This is a genomic window from Agromyces ramosus, from assembly GCF_030817175.1.
In the GTDB taxonomy this organism is placed as follows: Bacteria; Actinomycetota; Actinomycetes; order Actinomycetales; family Microbacteriaceae; genus Agromyces; species Agromyces ramosus_A.
This window is the reverse complement of record NZ_JAUSYY010000001.1, coordinates 1,172,471-1,193,425: the sequence shown is the minus strand read 5'-3', so window position 1 is coordinate 1,193,425 and position 20,955 is coordinate 1,172,471. Positions and strand designations below refer to the sequence as shown.

Here is a 20,955-nt window from a genome sequence, read left to right as displayed (position 1 = left end):
GGTGGCTGCTCAGCTACACGATGACCGTGACCAACCCCTCGGCCATCAGGCTGAGCTACGGGCTCGTCGATGAGCTCGACTTCCCGGCGGGCACGGTCGTGACGGTCGAGACGGCTGCGGGCCGCGCCGGCTCGCCTGCGGTGGAGTCCGATTGGGACGGGGAATCCGAGTTGCAGCTCGTCGCCGACGGCACGCCGCTCCCGCCGAACGCGGTCCACGTGTTCGACGTGACCGTGCGTGCGCTGCTGCCCGAGGACCAGGGCAGCACCGACGGCGGCTGGGGCAACTCGGCGACGGTCGAGTCCGGCGTCGGCGGTGTGATCGCCACCGAGGCGACGGCGACTGCGGACATCCTGATCCCGGCCCTCGAGATCACCAAGGCGGCTACGCCCTCGGTGCCATTCCTGCGGGTCGGTGACACGGTCGACTACGAGATCACGGTCGAAAACGTGGGGGAGGGTGACTTCACCGCGCTCTACCCGGCAGTGGTGTTGGATGCCTTGGGCGACGTGCTCGACGATGCGTCGGTCGAGGCCGCCCCGATCGCCACACCCGACGCCGGTGCGGTCACCGCGAGCGATGACGGCTACCGCTGGGCCGGTGCGCTCGCCTCGGGCGGCAGCACGACGCTCTCGTACACGGTGACCATCACCGCCGACGGCAACGCGAACCTCGTCAACGTCGCCTTCGTCGGCGCCCCCGACGTGACCGAGCCGACGGTGCCGGATCCGGCCGACTGCGTGGCACCCCTCTGCGCGGCGACCGAGACACCACTCGCGGCCCTCGAGGTGGCGAAGACCGTGGATGCCACGATCGTCGCCCCGGGCTCGAAGGTGCACTACGCGGTGACCGTGACCAACACCGGCGGTGTCGACATCCCCGAGACCGAGGGGGTGACCGTGACGGATGACCTCTCCGACGTGCTCGACGATGCGAGCTACGACGGCAACGCGACATCCGACACCGGTTCCGTAGAAGTCAGCGGCACCGTCCTCACCTGGACCGGGGGCCTCGCGATCGGCGAGTCCGCGACGATCACCTACTCGGTGACCGTCAACGCCGACGCGGTCTCCGGGGCGACCCTCGTGAATGCGGCGGTGTCCGACCCGACACTCGGGGCCGTCGGTCTCGACGGCGGTGCGGCCGACCGTGTCGTCACGACCACGTCGACGGTGCAGCTCCTCGCCGACACCGGTACCGGCATTGTGTGGACGGCTGTGCTGTTCGCGCTGCTCCTGCTCTCGGGGGGTGCGGTCCTGATGATCCTGCGGCGCAGACAGGGCAAGGCCGCCTGCTAGGGCGGAACAACCCGCGGTAGGAGGCCACACCGCCGAGGCCCATGAGAATCTCCGTGCGAGCTGTCGATTTCGACTGTGCCAGTTCGACGCATGAGTAGAAGCATCCGCTTCAGCAGCATTCGAGGCATCCGCTCGCTCATCAAGGAGAAGATCATGTCAACACCCCGGGCTCTTCGGCCCCTGCGCAACCCGGCCTATCGGTGGCTCGCGGCGGCACTCGTGGCGTCGATGATCGGCGCCGGCATCTGGATGGTCGCGCTGGTCTGGCAGATCGTCGCGGTCGGCGGCGGCGCGGCCGAGCTCTCGCTCGTCGCCGGCGCATCGGCGGTCGGGATGCTCCTGACGACGCTGCTCGGCGGCGCGCTGGCCGATCGCATTCCGCAGCGGCGCATCCTGCTCGTCGTCGAGGTCGTGCGGGCGGCCAGCGTCGGCGTCGTCGCGCTGCTCTCGCTGACCGGGGGGCTCGCCGCCTGGCAGCTCGCGGCGGTCGCGTTCGTCGGCGGCGTCATGGCCGGCCTGTACTATCCCGCCTACTCGGCGCTGCTGCCGAGCGTGCTGCCCGAAGACCAGCTGCTCGCGGCCAACGGCTTCGAGGGCATGGCCCGGCCGATCCTCATGCAGGCCGGCGGACCCGCGCTCGCGAGCGCGCTCATCGCCATCTCGTCGCCCGGTGCGGCGTTGGCCGTGGCCGCGCTGACGGGCGTCGTGGCGGCGGTGTGCATCCTGAAGGTCCCCGAGACGCCGCTGCGCGGCGAGCGCACAGAGGCAGGCGACGGCCCCACGCGGCACGCGGCCGTCGCCCTGCTCGTCGACGTGCGCGAAGGCTTCACCTACATGGTGCGCACGCCGTGGCTGTTCGGCACCCTGGTGTTCGCGTCGCTGCTGATCCTGCTGATCATGGGGCCGTTCGAGGTGCTCGTGCCGTTCGTGATCAAGGACGTCGCCGGCGGCGGCCCCGAAGACCACGCCCTGATTCTCGCCGCGTTCGGCATCGGCGGCGCGGTCGGCTCGATGGCCGTGGCATCCCTTCGCCTGCCGAAGCGCTACCTGACCGTGATGAACCTGCTGTGGGCATTCGGATGCCTCCCGCTCGCGGTGTTCGGAATGACCGACCAGATCTGGATCATGGCGATCGCGGCGTTCCTGGTGGGCGCGGCCTTCAACGGAGGCGTCGTGATCTGGGGCACGCTGCTGCAACGGCGGGTTCCGCCGGCCATGCTCGGCCGCGTCTCGAGCCTCGACTTCTTCGTCTCGCTCGCGTTCATGCCCGTGTCGATGGCCTTCGCTGGCCCGGCGGGCGAGGCGCTCGGGCTGACGACCGTGTTCCTGATCGCGGGTGCCGCGCCCCTCGTGATCGGCATCGTCGCGATCATCGCGGCACGGATGACCCGCGACGAGATCGCGCACCCGCTCGACATGAGCGACGAGTCGACGGAGGTCGCGGAGCCCTCCCGCTCGTCGGCACCCGAGCTCGCGGCATCCGTAGCCTGAAGCGCATGTCTTCCCGGTCGCCGCTTCGCATCTGGCGTGAGCGGCAGCCGTTCCGGCGTCAGCCCGGTGTGCCGGATCCCGTGCTCTCACGCGGGATCACTGCGTGCGGCGCTACGACCTCCTCGGCCGGGGCGTCGGGATCCTCGATGCGGGCGGTGATGCGCGCCACCGCGCTCCGCGCGATGAACGGGGTGTCGAGCGACACGGTGCTCAGGGTGGGCCGCGAGTATCGGCCCTCCTCGATGTCGTCGATGCCGATGACCGCGACGTCCTCGGGCACCCGGAGGCCGGCGTCGAAGACGGCGCGCATCGCGCCCATCGCGAGCAGGTCGGAGTAGCAGAAGATCGCGTCTGGCGGGTCGGATGCCGCGAGCAGTTCTTGTGCGGCGGCATACCCGTCGGCACGGCTATAGTGCGCGGCAGGATGCAGGAGCGCGGCGTCGAGCTCGAGTCCGGCGTCGCGGAGGGCTGCCTCGTAGCCGGCCGTGCGCTGTTGCGGGGTCGCGTAGCTCTCGGCCGGCTGGGCCCCGATCGCCGCGATGCGCGTGCGGCCGAGCGAGATCAGGTGGGCCGTGGCATCCCGCGCAGCCCTGACGTTGTCGATGGCGACGTGGTCGTAGTGGCCGTCGAACTCGTGCTCGCCGAGGAGCACGAGCGGCATGCTCGTGGCGGTGTTCATCTCGCGGAGCTCATCGCGCGTGACGAGCGGGCTGAAGAGGATGCCGTCGAACAGCATGGTGCGGTCGTCGCCGGTGAGGAGCTGGCGCTCGCGCTCGTGGTCGTGGCCGGTCTGGTCGATCATCACGCGGTAGCCCACTTCGGCGGCCGCATTGATGACGTCGCGGGCGAGCTCCGAGAAGTAGGGCACGTCGATCTCGGGAACGATGAGCGCGAGCATCCCGGTGCGACCGGTGCGGAGGGTGCGCGCAACGAGGTTGGGACGATAGTCGAGGTCGGCGATCGCCGCGAGTACGCGCGAGCGCATCTTCTCGCTCACGTGCTCGTACCCGCTCATGACGTTGGAGACGGTGCGCATCGAAACGTTCGCGCGGTCGGCGACGTCGCGCAGAGTTGCCGGCATCACCGGACCTCCTTCGTTCGTCGAGGCGTCGAGCATCCACGCCAGCCATGGTGAAGTCATCACACCACAACGTTTGCAACGTGCGCAAACTTGGGTTAGTGTTTTGCACACGTTGGCAAACGGAGGAGATCCGGTTCTCCGCTCCTCGGCACGAAACCCGACCTGCCCACGAGCACCGGAATCTCACACCACAAAGGAGTGTCATGCACCAGCACCAACCGCGGACCGGCCCCCGAGCCGTCCGCCGAGTCGCCGCCCTCGGTGCGGCCGCGCTCGCCACCATCGGCTTCACCGCCTGCGGCCCGTCGATCTCGGACGGCGAGGGCACTGCCGACTCGAGCGTGCTCCAGGCTCCGACCGCCGAATCGCCGAAGGGCACGATCACGATCTGGGACCGCTCAGGCGATCTCTTCGAGGTCTTCGAGGGCGTCATCGCGGACTTCAACGAGAAGTACCCCGACATCACGGTCGACCACCAGGCCGTCGACATCGACGCGAAGCTCCAGAACACCCTCATCACGGGCACGGATGTCCCAGACGGCGTGTTCCTCGACGACGCCAAGGTGGCGGGGTTCGCGGACTCGCTGTGGGACCTGTCCGGCGTGCTCGAGCCGTACGCCGGCGACATCGCGCAGCAGAAGCTCGACGTGAACACGCTCGATGGCGGAACCTACGGAGTTCCGTGGGACCTCGACCCGGGCCTGCTCTTCTACAACGCGACCGCGCTCGAGGCGGCGGGCGTCGATGCCGAGTCGATCGAGACCTACGACGACCTGCTCGACGCGGCTCGCCAGTACAAGCAGGCGGTGCCCGACGCCGGTCCGATCCACCTCGAGCAGAGCGCCTTCCTCGGCCAGCTCCAGCTCGAGATGTACGCGAGCCAGCTCGGCACGAGCCTCGCCGACGCCGACGGCGAGCTGCGCCTCGACTCTCCTGAGTACGAGCAGATCCTGACGTTCCTCGACACCGTGCAGCAGGAGGGCCTCGGCACGCGAGCCGAGTACCTGGCTCCGACCGACATCGAGACGCTCGAAGCGTCCAAGCAGGTGTTCTACCCGTGGGCGATCTGGTTCGACTTCGCGCCCCAGCAGCTGCTGCCCGAGACCTCCGGTGACTGGCGCGCGATGCCGCTCCCCGCGTGGGAAGACGGCGGCGCTCGCTCCGGAGCCATGGGCGGATCGAGCTTCGTGATCCCGAAGGATGCCGAGAACCCCGAGCTCGCCTGGTTGTTCTACGAGTTCCTGGTCTTCGACGAGGCCGGCTACTCCGCCGTCTACGGCCCCAACGACGTGTACCCGAACGGCCTCAACACGTCCATCCCGAGCTACACGCCGGCCGCGAACCCCGACGAGCCGCTGTTCGGCCCGGTCGACGCGCTCGGCGGGCAGGACCTCTGGAAGACCGCCGTCGATGCCGGTGCCGAGATCCCCGGCGGCGCACCGATCCCCACGTGGTGGGCCGGTGCCGTCGACTACCTCGGCAACAACGTGCAGCGGATGCTCGACGGTGACCTCACCCCGCAGCAGGTGATCGAGCAGTCCACCGCTGACATCCAGTCGAACCTCGTCGACCGCCAGTGAACCCCGAGCGGATGCCGCGACTCGCGTGGCCGCGGCATCCGCTCGACACCCGACCGAAAGTGAACCGATGACCGCCAGCACCGTACTCGAGACGAGGGTGCCGCCCACGCGCGCGCCACGTCGTCGACGGCTGACCTGGGCAGCGCTGCGCCGGCGACTCGCGCCGTACGTGTTCATCCTGCCGTTCATCGCGATCTTCGCCCTGTTCAGCGTCTACCCGATGATCTTCACGCTGCGCCTGAGCTTCACCGACTGGCGCGGCACAGGGGCGGCGACGTGGGTCGGCCTCGACAACTACGCCTACCTCCTCACGAACCAGGCGTTCTGGTCGTCGCTCGGCAATTCGGCCGTGATGTGGCTGCTCATCGTGCCCGCGCAACTCGTGATCGGGCTCCTCGCGGCCGTGCTGCTGAACAACGCGAAGCTGAAGATGCGCGGCTTCTACCGCACCGCGTTCATCGTGCCGTTCGTGACGCCGCTGGTGGCGATCGCGCAGATCTGGATCGTCGTGTTCGACCAGAACTACGGCCCGGTCAACGACCTCCTCGGGGCGCTCGGCCTGCCCGGCATCGGCTGGCTCACCACGAGCGAATGGGCGAAGCCGACCCTCGCGCTGCTCTTCCTCTGGAAGACCACGGGGTTCGCGATCATCATCCTGCTGTCCGGACTCCAGTCGATCGACGCGTCGCTCTACGAGGCGGCCGAGCTCGACGGCGCGAGCCGACGCCGCCAACTCTGGAGCATCACGGTGCCGCTCGTGCGGCGCACGCTCATGTTCCTCGTCGTGCTGCAGACGCTCGCGGTGTTCCAGATGTTCGCCGAGCCGTACGTGGTGACGAAGGGCGGCCCGTACTCGTCGACGACCACCGCCGGCCTCTACCTCTACAACCACATCACCCGCGCCGACCTCGGCACGGGAGCTGCGAACTCGTTCCTGCTCGTCATCCTCGTGATGGCGTTGTCGCTGCTGTTCGTGCGGCTCCTGCGAGCGAAGGACTGATCGATGACCACTGCCATGCACGGATCGCAGGTCGAGGAGACGGATGCCTCGGGCGCCGCGTTGCGGGACACCGCGAGCGGTTCCCAGACCTACCTGCCCGCGGCATCCGCTCGCCGTCGTCGCTCGCGCCGCGAGTCGTCGCAGGTCGGATCGCAGGTGTTCCTCATGCTGCTCACGATCGCGTTCCTCGCGCCCGTGGCGTGGGCGGTCGTGTCGGCGTTCAAGCCGGCGGTGGAGATCATCCGCGACCCGCTCGGGTTCGACCCCTCGCAGTTCACCGTCGACAACTTCGTCGCCATGTTCGGCGATGTGCCCCTGGCATCCGGCTTCCTGAACACGGCGGTCGTGCTCGTGCTGAAGGGCGCGATCACCATGTTCTTCGCGCCGCTCGCGGGCTATGCGTTCGCGAAGTACGACTTCCCGGGCAAGAACGTGCTGTTCGGCACGGTGCTCCTGACGCTGATGCTGCCGACGATCGTGCTCATCATCCCGCTGCTGCTGGAGATGAAGGAGTTCGGGTGGGTGAACACGTACCAGGCGCTCATCCTGCCCGGGGCGATCGACGCCTTCGCGATCTTCTGGATGCGGCAGGTGATCTCCGCCGTGCCCGACGAGCTGCTCGACGCGGCACGCGTCGACGGATGCGGCGAGTTCGGCATCTTCTGGCGCATCGTCGTTCCGGTGATCCGGCCGGGGCTCGCAGGACTCGCAGTGCTCACGGTCATGAACATCTACAACGACTTCGTGTGGCCGGTCGTCGTGACGACGAGCGACACCATGCAGACCCTGCAGGTGGTGCTGTCGACACTCGCCCAGAACATCAGCGGCAACACGATCGGCGCCGACTACGCGACCATCACGGGCGAGCTGCTCGCCGCGAGCTCGGTCGCGCTGGTGCCGCTCCTCATCATCTTCATCGTGCTGCAGAAGCACTTCATCAACGGAATCCTCGCCGGCAGTGTCAAGGGCTAGGCGCCCCCGCATCGTCGCTCCTCCCACTCCTGAAAGGCACCACCTCCATGACCGACACCCTCGACCGTGCCGAGCTCGCGCCCGCCGCACCCGATGCGTCAGCGACCGGCGTCGCGGTCCCGAAACCCGAGTACCCGCGGCCCGATCGTGATCGCTCCGACCGCTGGATGACACTCAACGGGCCGTGGCGGTTCAGCTCGATCGACGGCGACGCCGAGATCACCGTGCCGTTCGCGTGGGAGACGGCCGCGTCGGGCATCGCCCGCACGTGGCTCGAGCAGGCGACGTACCGGCGTGACGTGTCCGTGCCGGTCGAGTGGGCCGATGCTCGGGTCGTGCTGTGCTTCGGCGCGGTGCACCACCGTGCCGTCGTGAGCATCGGCGGCGTCGTCGTCGGCGAGCACGTCGGCGGCACGACCTCGTTCGAGTTCGATGTCACGGATGCCGCACCCGCGGGTTCGACCGTCGAGCTCCGGGTCGAGGTCGAGGCGCCGGCCGACAAGCGGGCGATCCCGCACGGCAAGCAGCGCTCCATCCCGCGTGACGACTACGACGGCGTCTCGTTCACCCCGTCCTCGGGCATCTGGCAGAGCGTGTGGCTCGAGGCTCGCGGCCGCACCTACCTCGAATCGGTCGCGCTGCGCGGTGACTCGCTCTCGTCGATCGCCATCACCGGGCGACTCGTGGGCGACTCGCCGGCCGGCGCTCGCGTGGTCGCCCGGGTCGTCGAGGGCTCCGACACGGGGGAGTCGATCGAGCTCGTCGCCGAGGCGGACGGCTCGGTGCGCGGAGAGCTGCCGCTGCGGCATCCGCGGCTCTGGTCGCCCGCCGACCCGCACCTCTATGCCGTCGAGTTCACGACCGGCGACGGGGCATCCGCTGCCGCCGACCGGGTCGTCGTGACGACCGGGCTCCGCTCGATCGAGACCCGCGGCGAGCACGTGCTGCTGAACGGCGAGCGCATGTACTTCCGTGGCGTGCTCGACCAGGGCTACTGGCCCGACAACCGGACTCACCGCGCCGACGGATGCCGCGCTCCTCGCCGATCTCGACCTCGCACGGGATCTCGGCTTCACGCTCGTGCGCAAGCACCTCAAGTTCGAGGAGCCGCGCTGGCTCCATCAGGCCGACCGCATGGGCCTGCTCGTGTGGGCGGAGCCGCCGTGCCCGAGCCGTTTCAGCGCCGAGGCAGCCGCCGGGTTCGAAGCGCAGCTCGCGCCGATGGTCGAGCGTGATGGGAACCATCCGTCGATCGTGATCTGGGGCCTGTACAACGAGGAGTGGGGTCTCGACTGGGACATCCCGGGCAGCGACGAGCGTGCGGATGCCGCAGTGCAGGCGTACGACGCGCTGCGCACGCTCGACGACTCGCGCCCGATCGTCGAGAACTCGGGCTGGTCGCACGTGCGCACCGATCTCGTGGACTGGCACTACTACGACGAGGATCCGGCCGCATGGGCGGCGAACGTCGCCGACCTGGCGTCGGGCAGGCGTGGCGACTGGCCGGTGAAGCTCGGCCCCGACTTCGTGGTCGACAAGGCGCTCGCCGGGTCGCCGTCGTTCTCGGTCGAGGGGCGGCCGATCGTGAACAGCGAGTACGGCGCCGGCTTCACGAGCCTCGAGCGTGCCTGGCACGTGCGCTGGCAGACGCAGGAGCTGCGCCGGCACGATCGCTTCGCCGGGTACGTCTACACCGAGCTCGCCGACGTGGAGCACGAGATGGCGGGGCTCCTCACGACCGACCGCCGGCCGAAGGACTGGGGCGGCCTCGATCCCGCATCCGCGAACGCCGACACCGTGCTCATCGTCGACCTCGTGCCGAAGCACGCGGGCGCTGACATCGAGGTGCCGACCTCGCCGTTCGACCTCGGCGTGCGGGTGTCGCACCACGGGCGGGCGCCGGTGCGCGGGCGTGTGGTCGCGACGTGGGCGGCGGCTGGGACCCCGGTGGCTGGTGCTGTGGCCGTCGCCGCTGAGGTGCCCGCCCCCGAGGCGCGGCCCTTCGAGGTGACGGATGCCGCGGTGCTCCGCATCCCGCCGGCTCCGGGTGGCCGACCCGCACGGCTCCACCTCCAGCTCGTGGGCGACGGCGGCGAGGTGCTCGCTCGCACCTTCGTCGATGCCGCACCGATCGAGCCCCCGAACCGACGCGGCGCCCGCAGCGCCTAGCGTCACCGACGTGGCGCGCGCCTCCAGCCAACGTGGCGCGCGCCACTTCGGAGGTCGCGACGCATGCAGTGTCGAGTGGCTGCCGTGGTGCTGCCAGGCGCCGCGCCTGCCAAAATCGCGACTCGGCATTTTGGCATTCGAGAGCTATTGACCACGTTGTCAGTGGCGACATAGGCTCATGCCGAATCGTTTTGGCAAAACGTTTCGCCACCCCCTCACGCACCCTGACACCACACACGAATGGAGTCGAAGTAATGGAGCTTCGCACACGCAAGACGGCGTTCGCCACGCGCACCCGCCTCACCATGACGATCGCCGCCCTCGGGGCATCCGCGCTGGCCTTGTCGGGCTGCGGCGTCGGCGGCGGCGAGGCGAGCGCCGGATCCGACGAACTGACCGTGCTCGTCGAAGGCGGCGGGCTCGCCGAACTCCAGCCGGTCGCCGACGCCTACAAGGAGGAGACCGGCACCACCGTGACGCTCGTCGAACTGCCGTACGCGGGCCTCTACGACCGCATCTCCTCAGAGCTCTCGTCGGGGCAGGTGTCGTTCGACATCGCCGCACTCGACGCGATCTGGCTGAGCGCGTTCGCCGACGGCGTCGTCCCCCTCGACGACCTCTTCACCGACGAGGTGGAAGGCGACCTGTTCCCGGGGCTGGTCAGCGAGGCGCAGGTCGACGGCACGTTCGTCGGCATGCCGGTCTGGACGAACTCCGAGATCCTCTTCTACCGCACCGATCTCTTCGAGGACCCGCAGGAGCAGGCCGACTTCGAAGCGAAGTACGGTTACGAGCTCGCTCCGCCGGCCACCTGGGAGGAGTACACGGATGTCGCGGAGTTCTTCACGCGCGACACCGACGGCGACGGCCAGACCGACCTCTACGGCACCGATGTGAAGGGCGCGGTCGAGACCGAATGGCTCGCGACGGTCTCGCAGGCCGGCGAGGAGCACATGGTGCTCGACGCCGGGAGCGGCGAGGTCACGATCGACGACGCCGAGCACCTCGCGGCGCTCGACTTCTACACGAGCCTCCTCCCCTACGCGCCCTCGGGCGCCGCGCAGATCGACTGGGGCGGCTCGCAGAACCTCTTCTACCAGGGGCAGCTCGCGATGATGCGGTTCTGGGGCCACGCCTACGCCTCCACGCCCGAGGACTCGGTCGTGAAGGACTCGATCGGCGCCGCGCCCATGATCGCCGGACCCGGTGGCGTCGCCGGCGTGCCCGGCGCCTGGTACCTGTCGGTGCCCGCGGCATCCGACAAGCAGGACGAGGCGAAGGAATTCATCAGCTTCGCGTACGAGCACAACGAGCTCTCGCTCGACACGTCGCTCGGCCTCGCGGCCCGCGTCTCGGCGTTCGAGTCGAAGGTCGGGGAGGGCAATGAGCACTACGAGGCGCTGCTCGAAACGCTCAACGCCCCGCAGACGCTCGCCCGGCCGGCGACGCCGCAGTGGCAGGAGATCGTCGACTCCGTGCTCGTGCCGTTGCTGCAGAAGGCGGTGGAGCCCGGGGCCGACAACGCCGCACTCCTCGCCGACGCGAAGGCGCAGATCGAGGCGATCGTCGAGTAGACCGATGCCCACCTCCACCAGCACTGCACCCGCCGGGGCGGCGACGACCGTCGCCCCGGCCGGTGGCGGCACCCCGCCGCATCGGCTGCGCCCGCCGCATCGGCTGCGCCCGCCCCGCCGCAGCATGAGCGACCGCCGCTTCGCGCTCATGCTCATGCTCCCGGCCGCGATCTTCCTGGCCGTGTTCGTCGCCTGGCCGCTCGTGAAGTTCGTCGCCGACAGCTTCTTCGAGATCTCGCCCATCGCGGGCGGCCCCCGCGAGTTCGTCGGCTTCGACAACTACGCGGCGGCGTTCGCCTCGGAGGCGTTCCAGGGCGCTTCCGTTCGCACCATCCTCTACACCGCCATCGTCGTCACCGCGGAGTTCGTGCTCGGTCTGGCCGTGGCGCTGCTCTTCACGGCGCTCGGCCGTCGCTCGAACGGCTTCCGCACGCTCTTCATGTACCCGCTCATGATCGCGCCGGTCGTCGCCGGCCTCCTGTGGCGATTCCTGCTGATCGACAACTTCGGCATCGTGAATCAGCTGCTCTTCGAATGGGGCGTGATCGCGAGCCCCGACCAGATCCAGTGGCTGAGCGATCCGAGCATCGCGCTCTTGTCGGTCGCGATCCCCGACATCTGGCTGACGACCTCGTTCATCACGCTCGTGCTCTTCGCGGGACTCCAGAACGTCCCGGGTGACGTCGTCGAGGCCGCGCGCATCGACGGCGCGAACTTCTGGCGACTGTTGTTCAGCATCATCATCCCGCTGCTGCGACCCGTCATCGCCGTGGCGCTGATCGTCCGCGGCATCGACGCGGCACGCGCGTTCGACATCATCCTCATCCAGACCGACGGCGGTCCGCAGGGCAGCACGACGACGCTCAGCCTGCTCATCTACCGCACGATGACGCGGTTCGGCGACCCGGGCCTCGCGAGTGCGATGGGCACCGTGTACCTCCTCGCGATGCTCGCCGTCTCGATCGCTGCCATCGCACTGATCTGGCGACCGGGAGGCAATGCCCGATGAACCCCCTCGAAACCCGCGGCCGCACGAGCCGGCTCATCCTCTGGGTGCTGCTCGCGTTCGCGCTCGTACTGTACGGATTCCCGTTCCTCTACCTGCTGCTCACGTCGTTCAAGACACCGCTCGACGCGATCGCCGTGCCGCCGTCGGTGTTCCCCGAGGTGTGGACCCTCGAGAACTACGTGTCGGCGCTCAGTCGGGCCGGCGTGCCGGCGGCGCTCGTGAACAGCGTCGTCACCGCCGTGATCTCGACCGTGCTGTCGCTCGTGCTGGCGGTGCCGGCGGCGTACGCCATCACGCGATTCCGAACCCCGAGCGGTCGGGTGTTCATCGTCGCCGCCCTCGTGACACGAATGGTGCCGACGATCGCGGTCGGCGCGCCGCTCATCGAGGTGATGCGGAACCTCGGCCTCACCGACACCTCGTTCGGCCTCGCGCTGGCGCATACGACGATCTCGCTGCCGCTCTCGATCTGGCTCATGGCGAGCTTCTTCGAAGCGGTGCCCGACGAGCTCGACGAAGCGGCGAAGGTCGACGGATGCTCCAGGCTGCAGGCCCTGTGGCGGGTCGTGCTGCCCGTCGTCACGGGAGGCCTGGCCGTCACGGCGATCTTCGCGTTCCTCGCATCGTGGAACGAGTTCCTCTTCGCCCTCCTGCTCACGAGCGTGCGGGCGCAGACGACGCCGATCGTCATCGCGAACTTCCAGACCCAGTTCGGCCTCGACTGGGCGGGGATGACGGCGCTCGCCGCCGTCTACTCCGTGCCCGTCATCCTCCTCACCCTCCTCCTCCAGCGGCACATCGTCGCCGGGCTCACCCTCGGCGCCGTCAAGGGCTGAGCGACGGCACATGAATGGCGCGAGTAGGTCGCACATGCGCGGTCAAGACCGAAGAAATCACGACACGAAGGGCGATCAAGCCATGCCAAGCGTCAACTGCTACGACGTGACGACGTGGCCGGTCGGCGATGCGGCCGAGGACATCGGCGAGGTCATCAACAGCATCATCGCCGACATCAAGGCGCGACAGACGGCCACCGATGAGCACCACGGTGGCAAGCCCGGCGCGGTGATCTACGTACCGCCAGGCGACTACCACCTTCGTACGCAGGTGGTGATCGACGTCAGCTTCCTCAGGATCGAGGGCTCGGGACATGGCTTCACCTCGTCGAGCATCCGGTTCAACGTCCCTGAAGACGAGTGGCCCGATCTGCACGAGCTGTGGCCCGGGGGCAGCCGTATTGTCGTGGACCTTCCCATCGCGGGAGAGGTGGACGAGTCCAAGGGCGCCGCCTTCTCAATCGAGCGAAGCGGAAGCCCCCGGATCAGCTCGGTCGAATTCGCGAACTTCTGCATCGACGGGATGCACTTCGACGGAGACGGCTCGGAGCGCCACCCGGAGAACACCTACGTCAACGGCAAGACGGGCATCTACGTCGGCAGCGCCAACGACTCGTTCCGCATCACCGGCATGGGGTTCGTGTACCTCGAGCACGCTCTGACGATCTACAACGCCGACGCGCTCTCCGTCCACGACAACTTCATCGCCGAATGCGGGAGTTGCATCGAGCTGCGTGGGTGGGGACAGGCGTCGAAGATCACCGACAACCTGATCGGAGCCGGCTTCAGGGGACACTCGATCTATGCCGAGAACCACGGCGGGCTGCTGATCACCGCCAACAACGTCTTCCCCCGTGGCGCGAGCAGCGTCCATCTCGACGGCGTCACACGTTCGAGTATCACGGGCAACCGTCTGCACTCGTTCTATCCGGGCATGGTGGTCCTCGCGGCGAACAGCTCGGAGAACCTCGTGGCCACGAACCACTTCCTGCGCGACCAAGAGCCGTGGACCCCGTTCCTGGGCGTCGGGAATGGACTGGACGACCTCGCCGGACTCCTCCGCGTCGACGGCAGCAACAATTCCGTGATCGGCAACCACTTCTCCGAGGTGGTCGACGCGGAGACCATACGTCCGACCGGCGCGAGCCCCGTCATCATCCGACTCGTGGCGGGAAGCGGCAACTACGTCTCCAGCAACCACGTCGTCGCGATGGACGTGCATGCCACGTCGAGCGACTCCTGCTTCTCAGCCCAGGTGGACGCCTTGCTGACGACCGAGGCTTCGGACAGCCTCGCCGTCACGGCCGTCCGGGTCGACCCCGATTCAGCGCGGAACACGATCCTGGATTCCGGAACCGACGCCCAAGTCGTCGTCGACCGGGCTGCGAACGCGTTCAGGGCCACGCCTGCGATCGCCTCCGGCTAGGCAATGGCGACGCGCCGGGCGCAGGGTCGGGTACGGAGTGGCACGAAGGTGAGACGGTGAGATGAGAACAGGGAGACGGATGCCTCACAAACAGGTCGGCATACGCGACGTCGCGGCGGCGGCAGGCGTCTCGGTGACGACCGTCTCGCACGTGCTCAACGACACCCCGCACACCCGCACGAGCGACGAGACGAAGGCGCGTGTGCGCGAGTCCGCGGCCGAGCTCGGCTACCAGCCCAACCGGCTCGCGCGCGGCCTTCGCACGCAGGCGTCGGGGATGGTGGGACTGCTCACCGAGGAGATCGCCACCACCCCGCACGCCGGTCGCATCATCCTGGGAGCGCAGGAGGAGGCGAGCCGCAACAACCTCACCCTCGCGATCATCAACTCCCGGCTCAGCACGAGCGTCGACGTCGAGTCCTCGCAGATCCAGGCGTTCATCGACCGGCAGGCCGACGGCATCATCTATGCCACCGTCTACCACGACGAGGTCGTGCCGCCCGACGAACTGCACGCGGTTCCGGCGGTGCTGATCGGCGCGCGCGACCGCGACGGTGAGATCCCGTCGGTGCTGCCCGACGAGCGGGCCGGCGCGGCATCCGTCGTCGACCTGCTCGTTCGCCGCGGGCACCGGCGCATCGCGTTCGCGGCGAGCTCGGTCGACGTGCCCGCGACCCGCGGTCGTCTGCAGGGCTACCGCGACGGCATGATGGCGGCCGGCCTCGACCCCGACCGGTTCGTCGCGGAGGCCGAGTCGGAGGCGATCGGCGGCTACGAGGCCACCATGCGCCTGCTCGACCACGGAGCCGACCCGGCGACGCGCCCCACCGCGGTGTTCTGCTACAACGACCGCATGGCGATGGGCGCCTACCGGGCCGTGGCGGAGCTCGGCCTGGTGATCCCTGCCGACGTGTCGATCGTGGGCTTCGACGACCAGGACCCGATCGCCTCGAGCCTGTACCCGCCGCTCACCACCGTGGCGCTGCCCCACTACGAGATGGGCGCGTGGGCCGTCGAGACGCTCGCCTCGCTCATCGACGGTCATGACGAGCACCGGCTGCTCGGCGCCCACCCCATCCTGCTCGACTGTCCGATCGTGGAACGGGCGTCGGTCGCAGACCCTTCGCGCTGACTCAGCCGCCACCATCCGACCACCTGCTTCACCGATCTGAACGAAGGCCAAATGCTTCGACTCGCCGCATCCTGGGTGTGGGACTTCTGGTTCGCCGACGACGGCGATCAGTTCCACCTCTTCTTCCTCAAGGCCTCACGTGCGCTGCACGATCCCGACCGCCGGCACTGGCGTGCAACCATCGGCCACGCCGTCTCCACCGACCTCATCGAGTGGACCGAGGTCGCCGACGCGATCGTTCCCTCGGATGCCCCGGCGTTCGACGACCTCGCCACGTGGACGGGTTCCGTGGTGCGCGCCGACGACGGCACGTGGCGCATGTTCTACACGGGCGTCGACCGCGGGCACGGCGGACTGGTGCAGCGGGTCGGCTCCGCGGCATCCGCTGATCTCGTGAACTGGTCGACGACGGGTCGTGCGCTCGTCGCCCCCGACTCGCGATGGTACGAACGGCTCGCCGATGGTGCCTGGCCCGACGAGGCGTGGCGCGACCCGTGGGTGTTCCGCGACCCTTCGGGAGAGGGGTGGCGGATGCTCCTGACCGCCCGCGCCAATCTCGGCGACCCGTCGTCGCGGGGCGTCGTCGGCACCGCGTGGTCGGCCGATCTCGAGACGTGGCGGGTCGAGCCGCCGCGCTCGGTGGTCGGGTCGGGCTTCGGGCAGCTGGAGGTGCTGCAGCTCGAGCAGGTCGACGGGCGTTGGGTGCTGCTGTTCTCGTGCCTGGGGTCCGAGCTCTCGAGCGAGCGCAAGGCCGCCGGCGAGCGCGGCGGCATCTGGGCCGTGAACGTCGACGACCCGGCCGGTCCGTACGACATCGCCCGGGCCTACCGCGTCGCCGACGAAACACTCTACGTCGGGCGGCTCGTGCGCGACCGCGCGGGGGCGTGGCAGCTGCTCGCGTTCCGCAACACGACGCTCGGGGGCGAGTGGATCGGCGAGATCACCGATCCCGTGCCCGTCTCGTGGCTCGATGGGCGTCTGACGATCCCGGCGGATGTCGCAGGGTTGACGCCCGAGCTCTCGGCACTCGGCGCGACCGCCCATGGCTGAGCACGCGCCGCCGTCAGCCGGCGAAGAGGTGCTCGTCATCGGCGAGGCGGTGATGGACCTGGTGAGCTCGCGAGGCGAGATCACGCGTTCTCCGGGTGGGTCGCCGGTGAATGTCGCGCTCGGCCTGGCGCGGCTCGGTGTGCGTACCCGGGTGCGCACGGCGCTCGCCGCGGATGACGACGGCCGGGTGGTCCTCGATCGACTCGAGGCATCCGGAGTCCTGGTCGACCCCGCCTCGATCAGCCTGCCGCGCACCTCGACGGCGCTCGCCGAACTCGACAGCCACGGCGCCGCCCGCTACGCCTTCGACGTCGAGTGGCGGGTGACCGAGCCGATCGCGACCGGGTCCGCGCGGGTGGTGCATGCCGGCTCGATCGCCCTCTTCCTGCAACCCGGCGCCGCGCACGTCACCGCTGCGCTGAGCACCCGGCCCGCCGGCGTCCTGGTCTCGATCGACCCGAACGTGCGTCCGGCGATCATCGGGGATCGTGCCGACGCGCGCCTCGCGTTCGACCGATACGTCGAGCTCGCCGACGTGGTGAAGCTCAGCGACGAGGATGCGGCGTGGCTGTATCCCGGCGAGGCGCCTGAGTCGGTGCTCGACCGCCTCCTGGGTGCCGGCGTCAGCATGGCCGCACTGACCCGGGGTCGTGAGGGTGCAGTGATCGCGACTCCGATGAACCGAGTCGTCGTCGAGTCGTTGCCCGTCGACGTGCGCGACACGGTCGGTGCGGGTGACAGTTTCATGGCGGCGCTGCTCGCCGGGCTCCTGCGTTCGGATACCCCGGTCGATGCGGTCGACGAGGCCGACCTCGAACGCATCGGCACCTTCGCTGCCGCGGCTGCTGCCGTCACGGTCGGCCGCGTCGGCGCCGATCTTCCGTCTGACGCCGACATCGCGCTGCTGCGCCGTACCGCGGCGATCGAGCGCTGCACCACGGGGTCGATCGGTACCGTCGTCTGGTAGGTGACCGAATCGCCGTGGCCGCGCGTCATCCGCGCCCCTCAGCAGCCTCCCAGCGGCGGCCATAGGATCGAAGGCATGGCCGGATTCTGGGGCAAGCGCAAACGCGAAGTCGACGAGCTCCAAGCCCAGGATGCCGACCTGGCGAAGCGGGCCGGTACGGCTCTGGTCGCCGCCGACGAGCGCATCCGCGTCACCGCCGACGAGCTCGCCTTCGCCGAGGCTGAGCTCGGGCACGACGCGACCACCGAGCTGAGCGTGGCGCTCGCCGCGGTGCGGCAGCACTTGGGCGAGGCGTTCCGGTTGAACCAGCTGAATTTCGACGAGGTTCCCGACACCGCTGAAGAGCTGCGCTCCCGCAACGCACGCATCGTGCAGCTGTGCGATTGGGCCGAAGACGTGCTCGACGATCACACCTCCGCCCTCGCCGAGAAGATCGCGCGTGCGCGCCGGGCTCCCGAGATCATCGCCGGCGTTCGAGCGGATGCCGCACGCCTCCGTGACCGCATTCCGCATGCCCGCGACACCGTCGATCGGCTCGCCGCGCGCTATGCGCCCGAGGCTCTCGCCCAGGTGGAGTCCAACCCGGGCCAGGCCGAGCAGCTGCTCGGATTCGCCGAGCACAGTGCCGCCGTCGCCGAGCGACGCCGCGATGCCGGGCAGCGCGAGCAGGCCAACCTCGCGCTCGAGGCGTCGACGGAATCGGTGCGTCGGGCGGCGACGCTCCTCGACGCGGTCGAGACGTTCGAGGTGGAGGCGCTGCGCGCCGAGGCCACTCTGGGGGCCATCGTCGAGGACTCCCGCGGTGACCTCGTCGTCGCGCGCAAGGAACCCCAGACCGTCGGTGTCACGGAAGCGATCGTCAAGCTGCAGGCTGCGCTCGCCGCCCTGCCGCCGGCCGGCGTCAACACCGACCCGTTCGCCCAGCTGAATCACCTGCGCGAGGCGAATGCCGGGCTCGATGCCGCGATCGCGGCGGCCCGCGAGCGCGCAGCGCGTCCGATTCCACCGCTGGAGCATGTGCACCACGCCATCGACGACGCCGACCGGCAGCTCGCGGTCGCTCGCGACGTGATCGCCGGCCACCGCGGCTGGATCGGCGCCGACGCTCGCACCCGGCTCGCCGAGTCCGAGCGCATCCGGATCGATCTCGACCGCACGCTCGGCACGCCCGCGGCGGCCGTTGCCGTCATCGATGAGGAACACCGGGAAGAGGCGATGGTGATGGCCCGTCGTGTCGCGTATCTCGCGGCCGAGGCGCTGCAGCTCGCGCAACGCGATATCGACGCGTCGCGACCGCAGGATCCTGGTCAGTGGGGCGGTCCGGGCCCGGGTTGGGGCGGCGGCCGACGCGGCGGCGGGGGCGACATGATGGGCGGAATCCTCGGGGGCCTGGTCATCGGCAGTGTCCTCGACGGCATCTTCGACTGAAACGGTCACCGCCCCGAGCCGGACGGTCAGCCCATGACGCCCCACCGGCCGAAGTTGCCACCGGGCGTGGACTGCCCCACGCCGGAGATCGCATTCCGTGCGCTGGCCATGTACACCGCAATGAGTCCCGAGGGGGTTCTCACCGCAGCAGGATCGGAGAGGGCACCGGCCCCGCCGGTTCCGATGGTCAGCCACGACGCGAAGCCACCGCCCGGGATCGCCTGGTTGGTACCGATGGTGAGTGCTCCCAGCGTGCGGCTGTAGACCACCACGAGGTCGTTGGGAGTGATGAGAACGGCGGGCGATCCGACGAGATCGCCGCGCTTCTCGCCCACGGTGGCCCACCCGCCGAATGCGGCCCCGACTGCCGTCTGGGTTGCGAACGCCACGTTGTTGTCGGAGGTTCCGGATACCACGGTCGCGATGCCGGTGGACGAAAGGACCACGGAGGGATCGCCCTCCAACGCGGCACCGGTACCAACGACCGACCATGCTCCGAACGGGCCATCGACGGCAGTCTGCCTGGTCGTCTTCATCACGCCGTCTCTGGTTCGCGTGAAGACCTGCAACAGGCCGTCGGGATGCTTCAGGATCGCCGGCTTTCCCACTGCTCCGAGGGTGCCGGTCCCCACAGGCGACCATGCGTTGAACGAGGAGAGCGGGGCGACCTGGGTGGTGATGCCGAGATTTCCGTTGTCCAACGCGGCGAAGATCGTGATGCGGCCGCTTGCCGAGACGACGACGGCGGGTCTCCCGACGATGCCGGTGCCACCGACCCCCATCGGCCCCCAAGCGCCGAATCCGGCGCCGGGTACGGACTGGCCGGCGCCCACCACCGTGCCGCCCTGCAGCGCGTAGGCGGCGAGCTGCCCACTCGGTATCTGGATCACTGAAGGTGTTCCTACGATCGCGGCGGCGCCGGAACCGATCTGCGACCAGGCGGCGAAGGGCCCGCCCAGTGACACCTGATTGGTGCCGTACAGCGCCCCGCCACGGACTTGGTAGAGCGCGATCACCCCGTTGCTGAGAATCAGCGCCACAGGTGCAATCGGCACCGGAGTGATGAACTTCGTGAAGTCGACTCGGGCACCCTTCGCCGTGAGGCCATGAATGTGGAGGTGGATGTCGCCGCCGTAGTCGGCCCCGTTCGCCGACGCCCCTGACTTGCCGATGGTCTGACCGGTGCTGTAATGCCCATCACTCGAGAACGCCGAGAGATGTTGGAAGACGATCGCGACGAGATCTCCCGCGCCCTCTCCCGTTTGGCCAGCGATCTGTCGTGAAACGGGCACGTCGAGCGTGAGGATGGCTCGACGGCCGGCACTCCCGACCCACCCCGCCGCCCATTCGCCCGATCCACCGCTCGTCCGAAGAGTGCCCGCTGCAGGTGCGGGCAATGCGGTTCCATAGCCAAGTGGATAGTCGGTCCCGCCCAGCGAGTAGCTGAGGTGGTCAAGCCAGGTGAACGACACCTTCCATCGGGCGAATGGGTTGTAGATCTCGCCGTCACCGGCGAAGGCGGGTGCGGTCGGGAGAAGACTTGCTCCGATGGCACCGACTCCGGCGATACCCGCGAATCCGCCGAGCAGCGCCCGTCGGCTGAGCGCTCCGGGTTCACTTCGGCTCGTGTCGAAACCCTTCATCGTGACAAGAAGTGCCGACTTGCGAGAATGAGCACAGCGGACAAGCTTTGGTCACCTTCCCCCTCGGCGCTCGGCCTATGTGCCCCCGAGCACTGGCGCCTTCTCTCTGCATACTGGATGCCAGCTGCCCGTGTGGACGTCTCGGCGCGCCGGTGACAGCGGGATGGCTTCGATGTGTTGCGCGCTCGTCTGGCTGGTTATCGCAGGTTCGTGAAGATGGCGTCTTCGTAGCACGGTGCCGGCGGCACGTCGCCGTCGGCTGCGGATGCGTGCAGAGTTCCGTGCCCGATCGTGCACAC

16 protein-coding genes and 1 pseudogene are annotated in these 20,955 nt (G+C 69.0%); 15 read left to right on the top strand and 2 right to left on the bottom strand.

From position 1 onward, the window contains the following. Positions 1 to 20 precede the first annotated feature (20 nt). Both QFZ26_RS05570 and QFZ26_RS05565 read left to right on the top strand, forming a co-directional pair. Complete coding sequence (locus QFZ26_RS05570) at positions 21 to 1,298, top strand: DUF7927 domain-containing protein (protein ID WP_307044940.1); 1,278 nt, start codon at positions 21 to 23, stop codon at positions 1,296 to 1,298. A gap of 153 nt (positions 1,299 to 1,451) precedes the next feature. Then, the gene (locus tag QFZ26_RS05565) at positions 1,452 to 2,789 is read left to right on the top strand and encodes an MFS transporter (RefSeq protein ID WP_307040029.1); all 1,338 of its coding nucleotides are present in this window, start codon (positions 1,452 to 1,454) and stop codon (positions 2,787 to 2,789) included. 58 nt (positions 2,790 to 2,847) lie between these two features. On the opposite strand, the gene QFZ26_RS05560 is transcribed toward QFZ26_RS05565, so the two are convergent. Then, positions 2,848 to 3,870 (bottom strand): LacI family DNA-binding transcriptional regulator, encoded by a 1,023-nt coding sequence (locus QFZ26_RS05560; RefSeq protein ID WP_307040027.1) that lies wholly within the window; start codon positions 3,868 to 3,870, stop codon positions 2,848 to 2,850. A 203-nt stretch (positions 3,871 to 4,073) separates the two neighbouring features. On the opposite strand from QFZ26_RS05560, the gene QFZ26_RS05555 reads away from it, so the two are divergent. The 13 genes and pseudogenes from QFZ26_RS05555 to QFZ26_RS05495 all read left to right on the top strand — a co-directional run bounded on the left by QFZ26_RS05555 (position 4,074) and on the right by QFZ26_RS05495 (position 19,013). Beyond that, complete coding sequence (locus QFZ26_RS05555; protein WP_307040025.1) at positions 4,074 to 5,450, top strand: ABC transporter substrate-binding protein; 1,377 nt, start codon at positions 4,074 to 4,076, stop codon at positions 5,448 to 5,450. A 67-nt stretch (positions 5,451 to 5,517) separates the two neighbouring features. Then, entirely contained in the window at positions 5,518 to 6,450 is a 933-nt protein-coding gene (locus QFZ26_RS05550; RefSeq protein ID WP_307040024.1) for a carbohydrate ABC transporter permease, read from the top strand. A 3-nt stretch (positions 6,451 to 6,453) separates the two neighbouring features. Continuing rightward, a complete protein-coding gene (locus QFZ26_RS05545) occupies positions 6,454 to 7,422 on the top strand; it encodes a carbohydrate ABC transporter permease (RefSeq protein WP_307040023.1) in 969 nt (322 codons plus the stop codon). A gap of 47 nt (positions 7,423 to 7,469) precedes the next feature. Then, a pseudogene (locus QFZ26_RS05540) lies at positions 7,470 to 8,327 on the top strand (sugar-binding domain-containing protein); the annotation flags it as partial. Positions 8,328 to 8,394: 67 nt separating this feature from the next. Beyond that, positions 8,395 to 9,591: a glycoside hydrolase family 2 TIM barrel-domain containing protein gene (locus QFZ26_RS05535; protein WP_307040022.1), complete on the top strand. Its 1,197-nt coding sequence runs from the start codon at positions 8,395 to 8,397 to the stop codon at positions 9,589 to 9,591. Between the two features lie 254 nt (positions 9,592 to 9,845). After that, complete coding sequence (locus QFZ26_RS05530; protein ID WP_307040021.1) at positions 9,846 to 11,165, top strand: ABC transporter substrate-binding protein; 1,320 nt, start codon at positions 9,846 to 9,848, stop codon at positions 11,163 to 11,165. A gap of 124 nt (positions 11,166 to 11,289) precedes the next feature. Continuing rightward, positions 11,290 to 12,174, top strand: coding sequence for a carbohydrate ABC transporter permease (locus tag QFZ26_RS05525; protein ID WP_307044937.1), 885 nt, complete (start codon positions 11,290 to 11,292; stop codon positions 12,172 to 12,174). Next, a complete protein-coding gene (locus QFZ26_RS05520) occupies positions 12,171 to 13,010 on the top strand; it encodes a carbohydrate ABC transporter permease (RefSeq protein ID WP_307040019.1) in 840 nt (279 codons plus the stop codon). Before QFZ26_RS05525 ends, QFZ26_RS05520 begins: the two co-directional genes overlap by 4 nt. Positions 13,011 to 13,092: 82 nt before the next feature. Beyond that, positions 13,093 to 14,436 carry a NosD domain-containing protein gene (locus QFZ26_RS05515; protein WP_307040017.1) on the top strand — a complete coding sequence of 448 codons (1,344 nt, stop codon included), beginning with the start codon at positions 13,093 to 13,095 and terminating at the stop codon, positions 14,434 to 14,436. Positions 14,437 to 14,515: 79 nt separating this feature from the next. Then, positions 14,516 to 15,568 carry a LacI family DNA-binding transcriptional regulator gene (locus tag QFZ26_RS05510; protein ID WP_307040015.1) on the top strand — a complete coding sequence of 351 codons (1,053 nt, stop codon included), beginning with the start codon at positions 14,516 to 14,518 and terminating at the stop codon, positions 15,566 to 15,568. Positions 15,569 to 15,619: 51 nt separating this feature from the next. Further along, the gene (locus QFZ26_RS05505) at positions 15,620 to 16,618 is read left to right on the top strand and encodes a glycosyl hydrolase family 32 (protein ID WP_307040013.1); all 999 of its coding nucleotides are present in this window, start codon (positions 15,620 to 15,622) and stop codon (positions 16,616 to 16,618) included. Further along, positions 16,611 to 17,585: a carbohydrate kinase family protein gene (locus tag QFZ26_RS05500; RefSeq protein WP_307040012.1), complete on the top strand. Its 975-nt coding sequence runs from the start codon at positions 16,611 to 16,613 to the stop codon at positions 17,583 to 17,585. Before QFZ26_RS05505 ends, QFZ26_RS05500 begins: the two co-directional genes overlap by 8 nt. A 75-nt stretch (positions 17,586 to 17,660) precedes the next feature. Beyond that, positions 17,661 to 19,013 (top strand): hypothetical protein, encoded by a 1,353-nt coding sequence (locus QFZ26_RS05495; RefSeq protein WP_307040010.1) that lies wholly within the window; start codon positions 17,661 to 17,663, stop codon positions 19,011 to 19,013. 26 nt (positions 19,014 to 19,039) lie between these two features. Here the strand turns inward: QFZ26_RS05495 and QFZ26_RS05490 are convergent, their stop codons facing one another. Next, entirely contained in the window at positions 19,040 to 20,485 is a 1,446-nt protein-coding gene (locus QFZ26_RS05490) for a hypothetical protein (RefSeq protein WP_307040008.1), read from the bottom strand. Between the last annotated feature and the right edge of the window lie 470 nt (positions 20,486 to 20,955).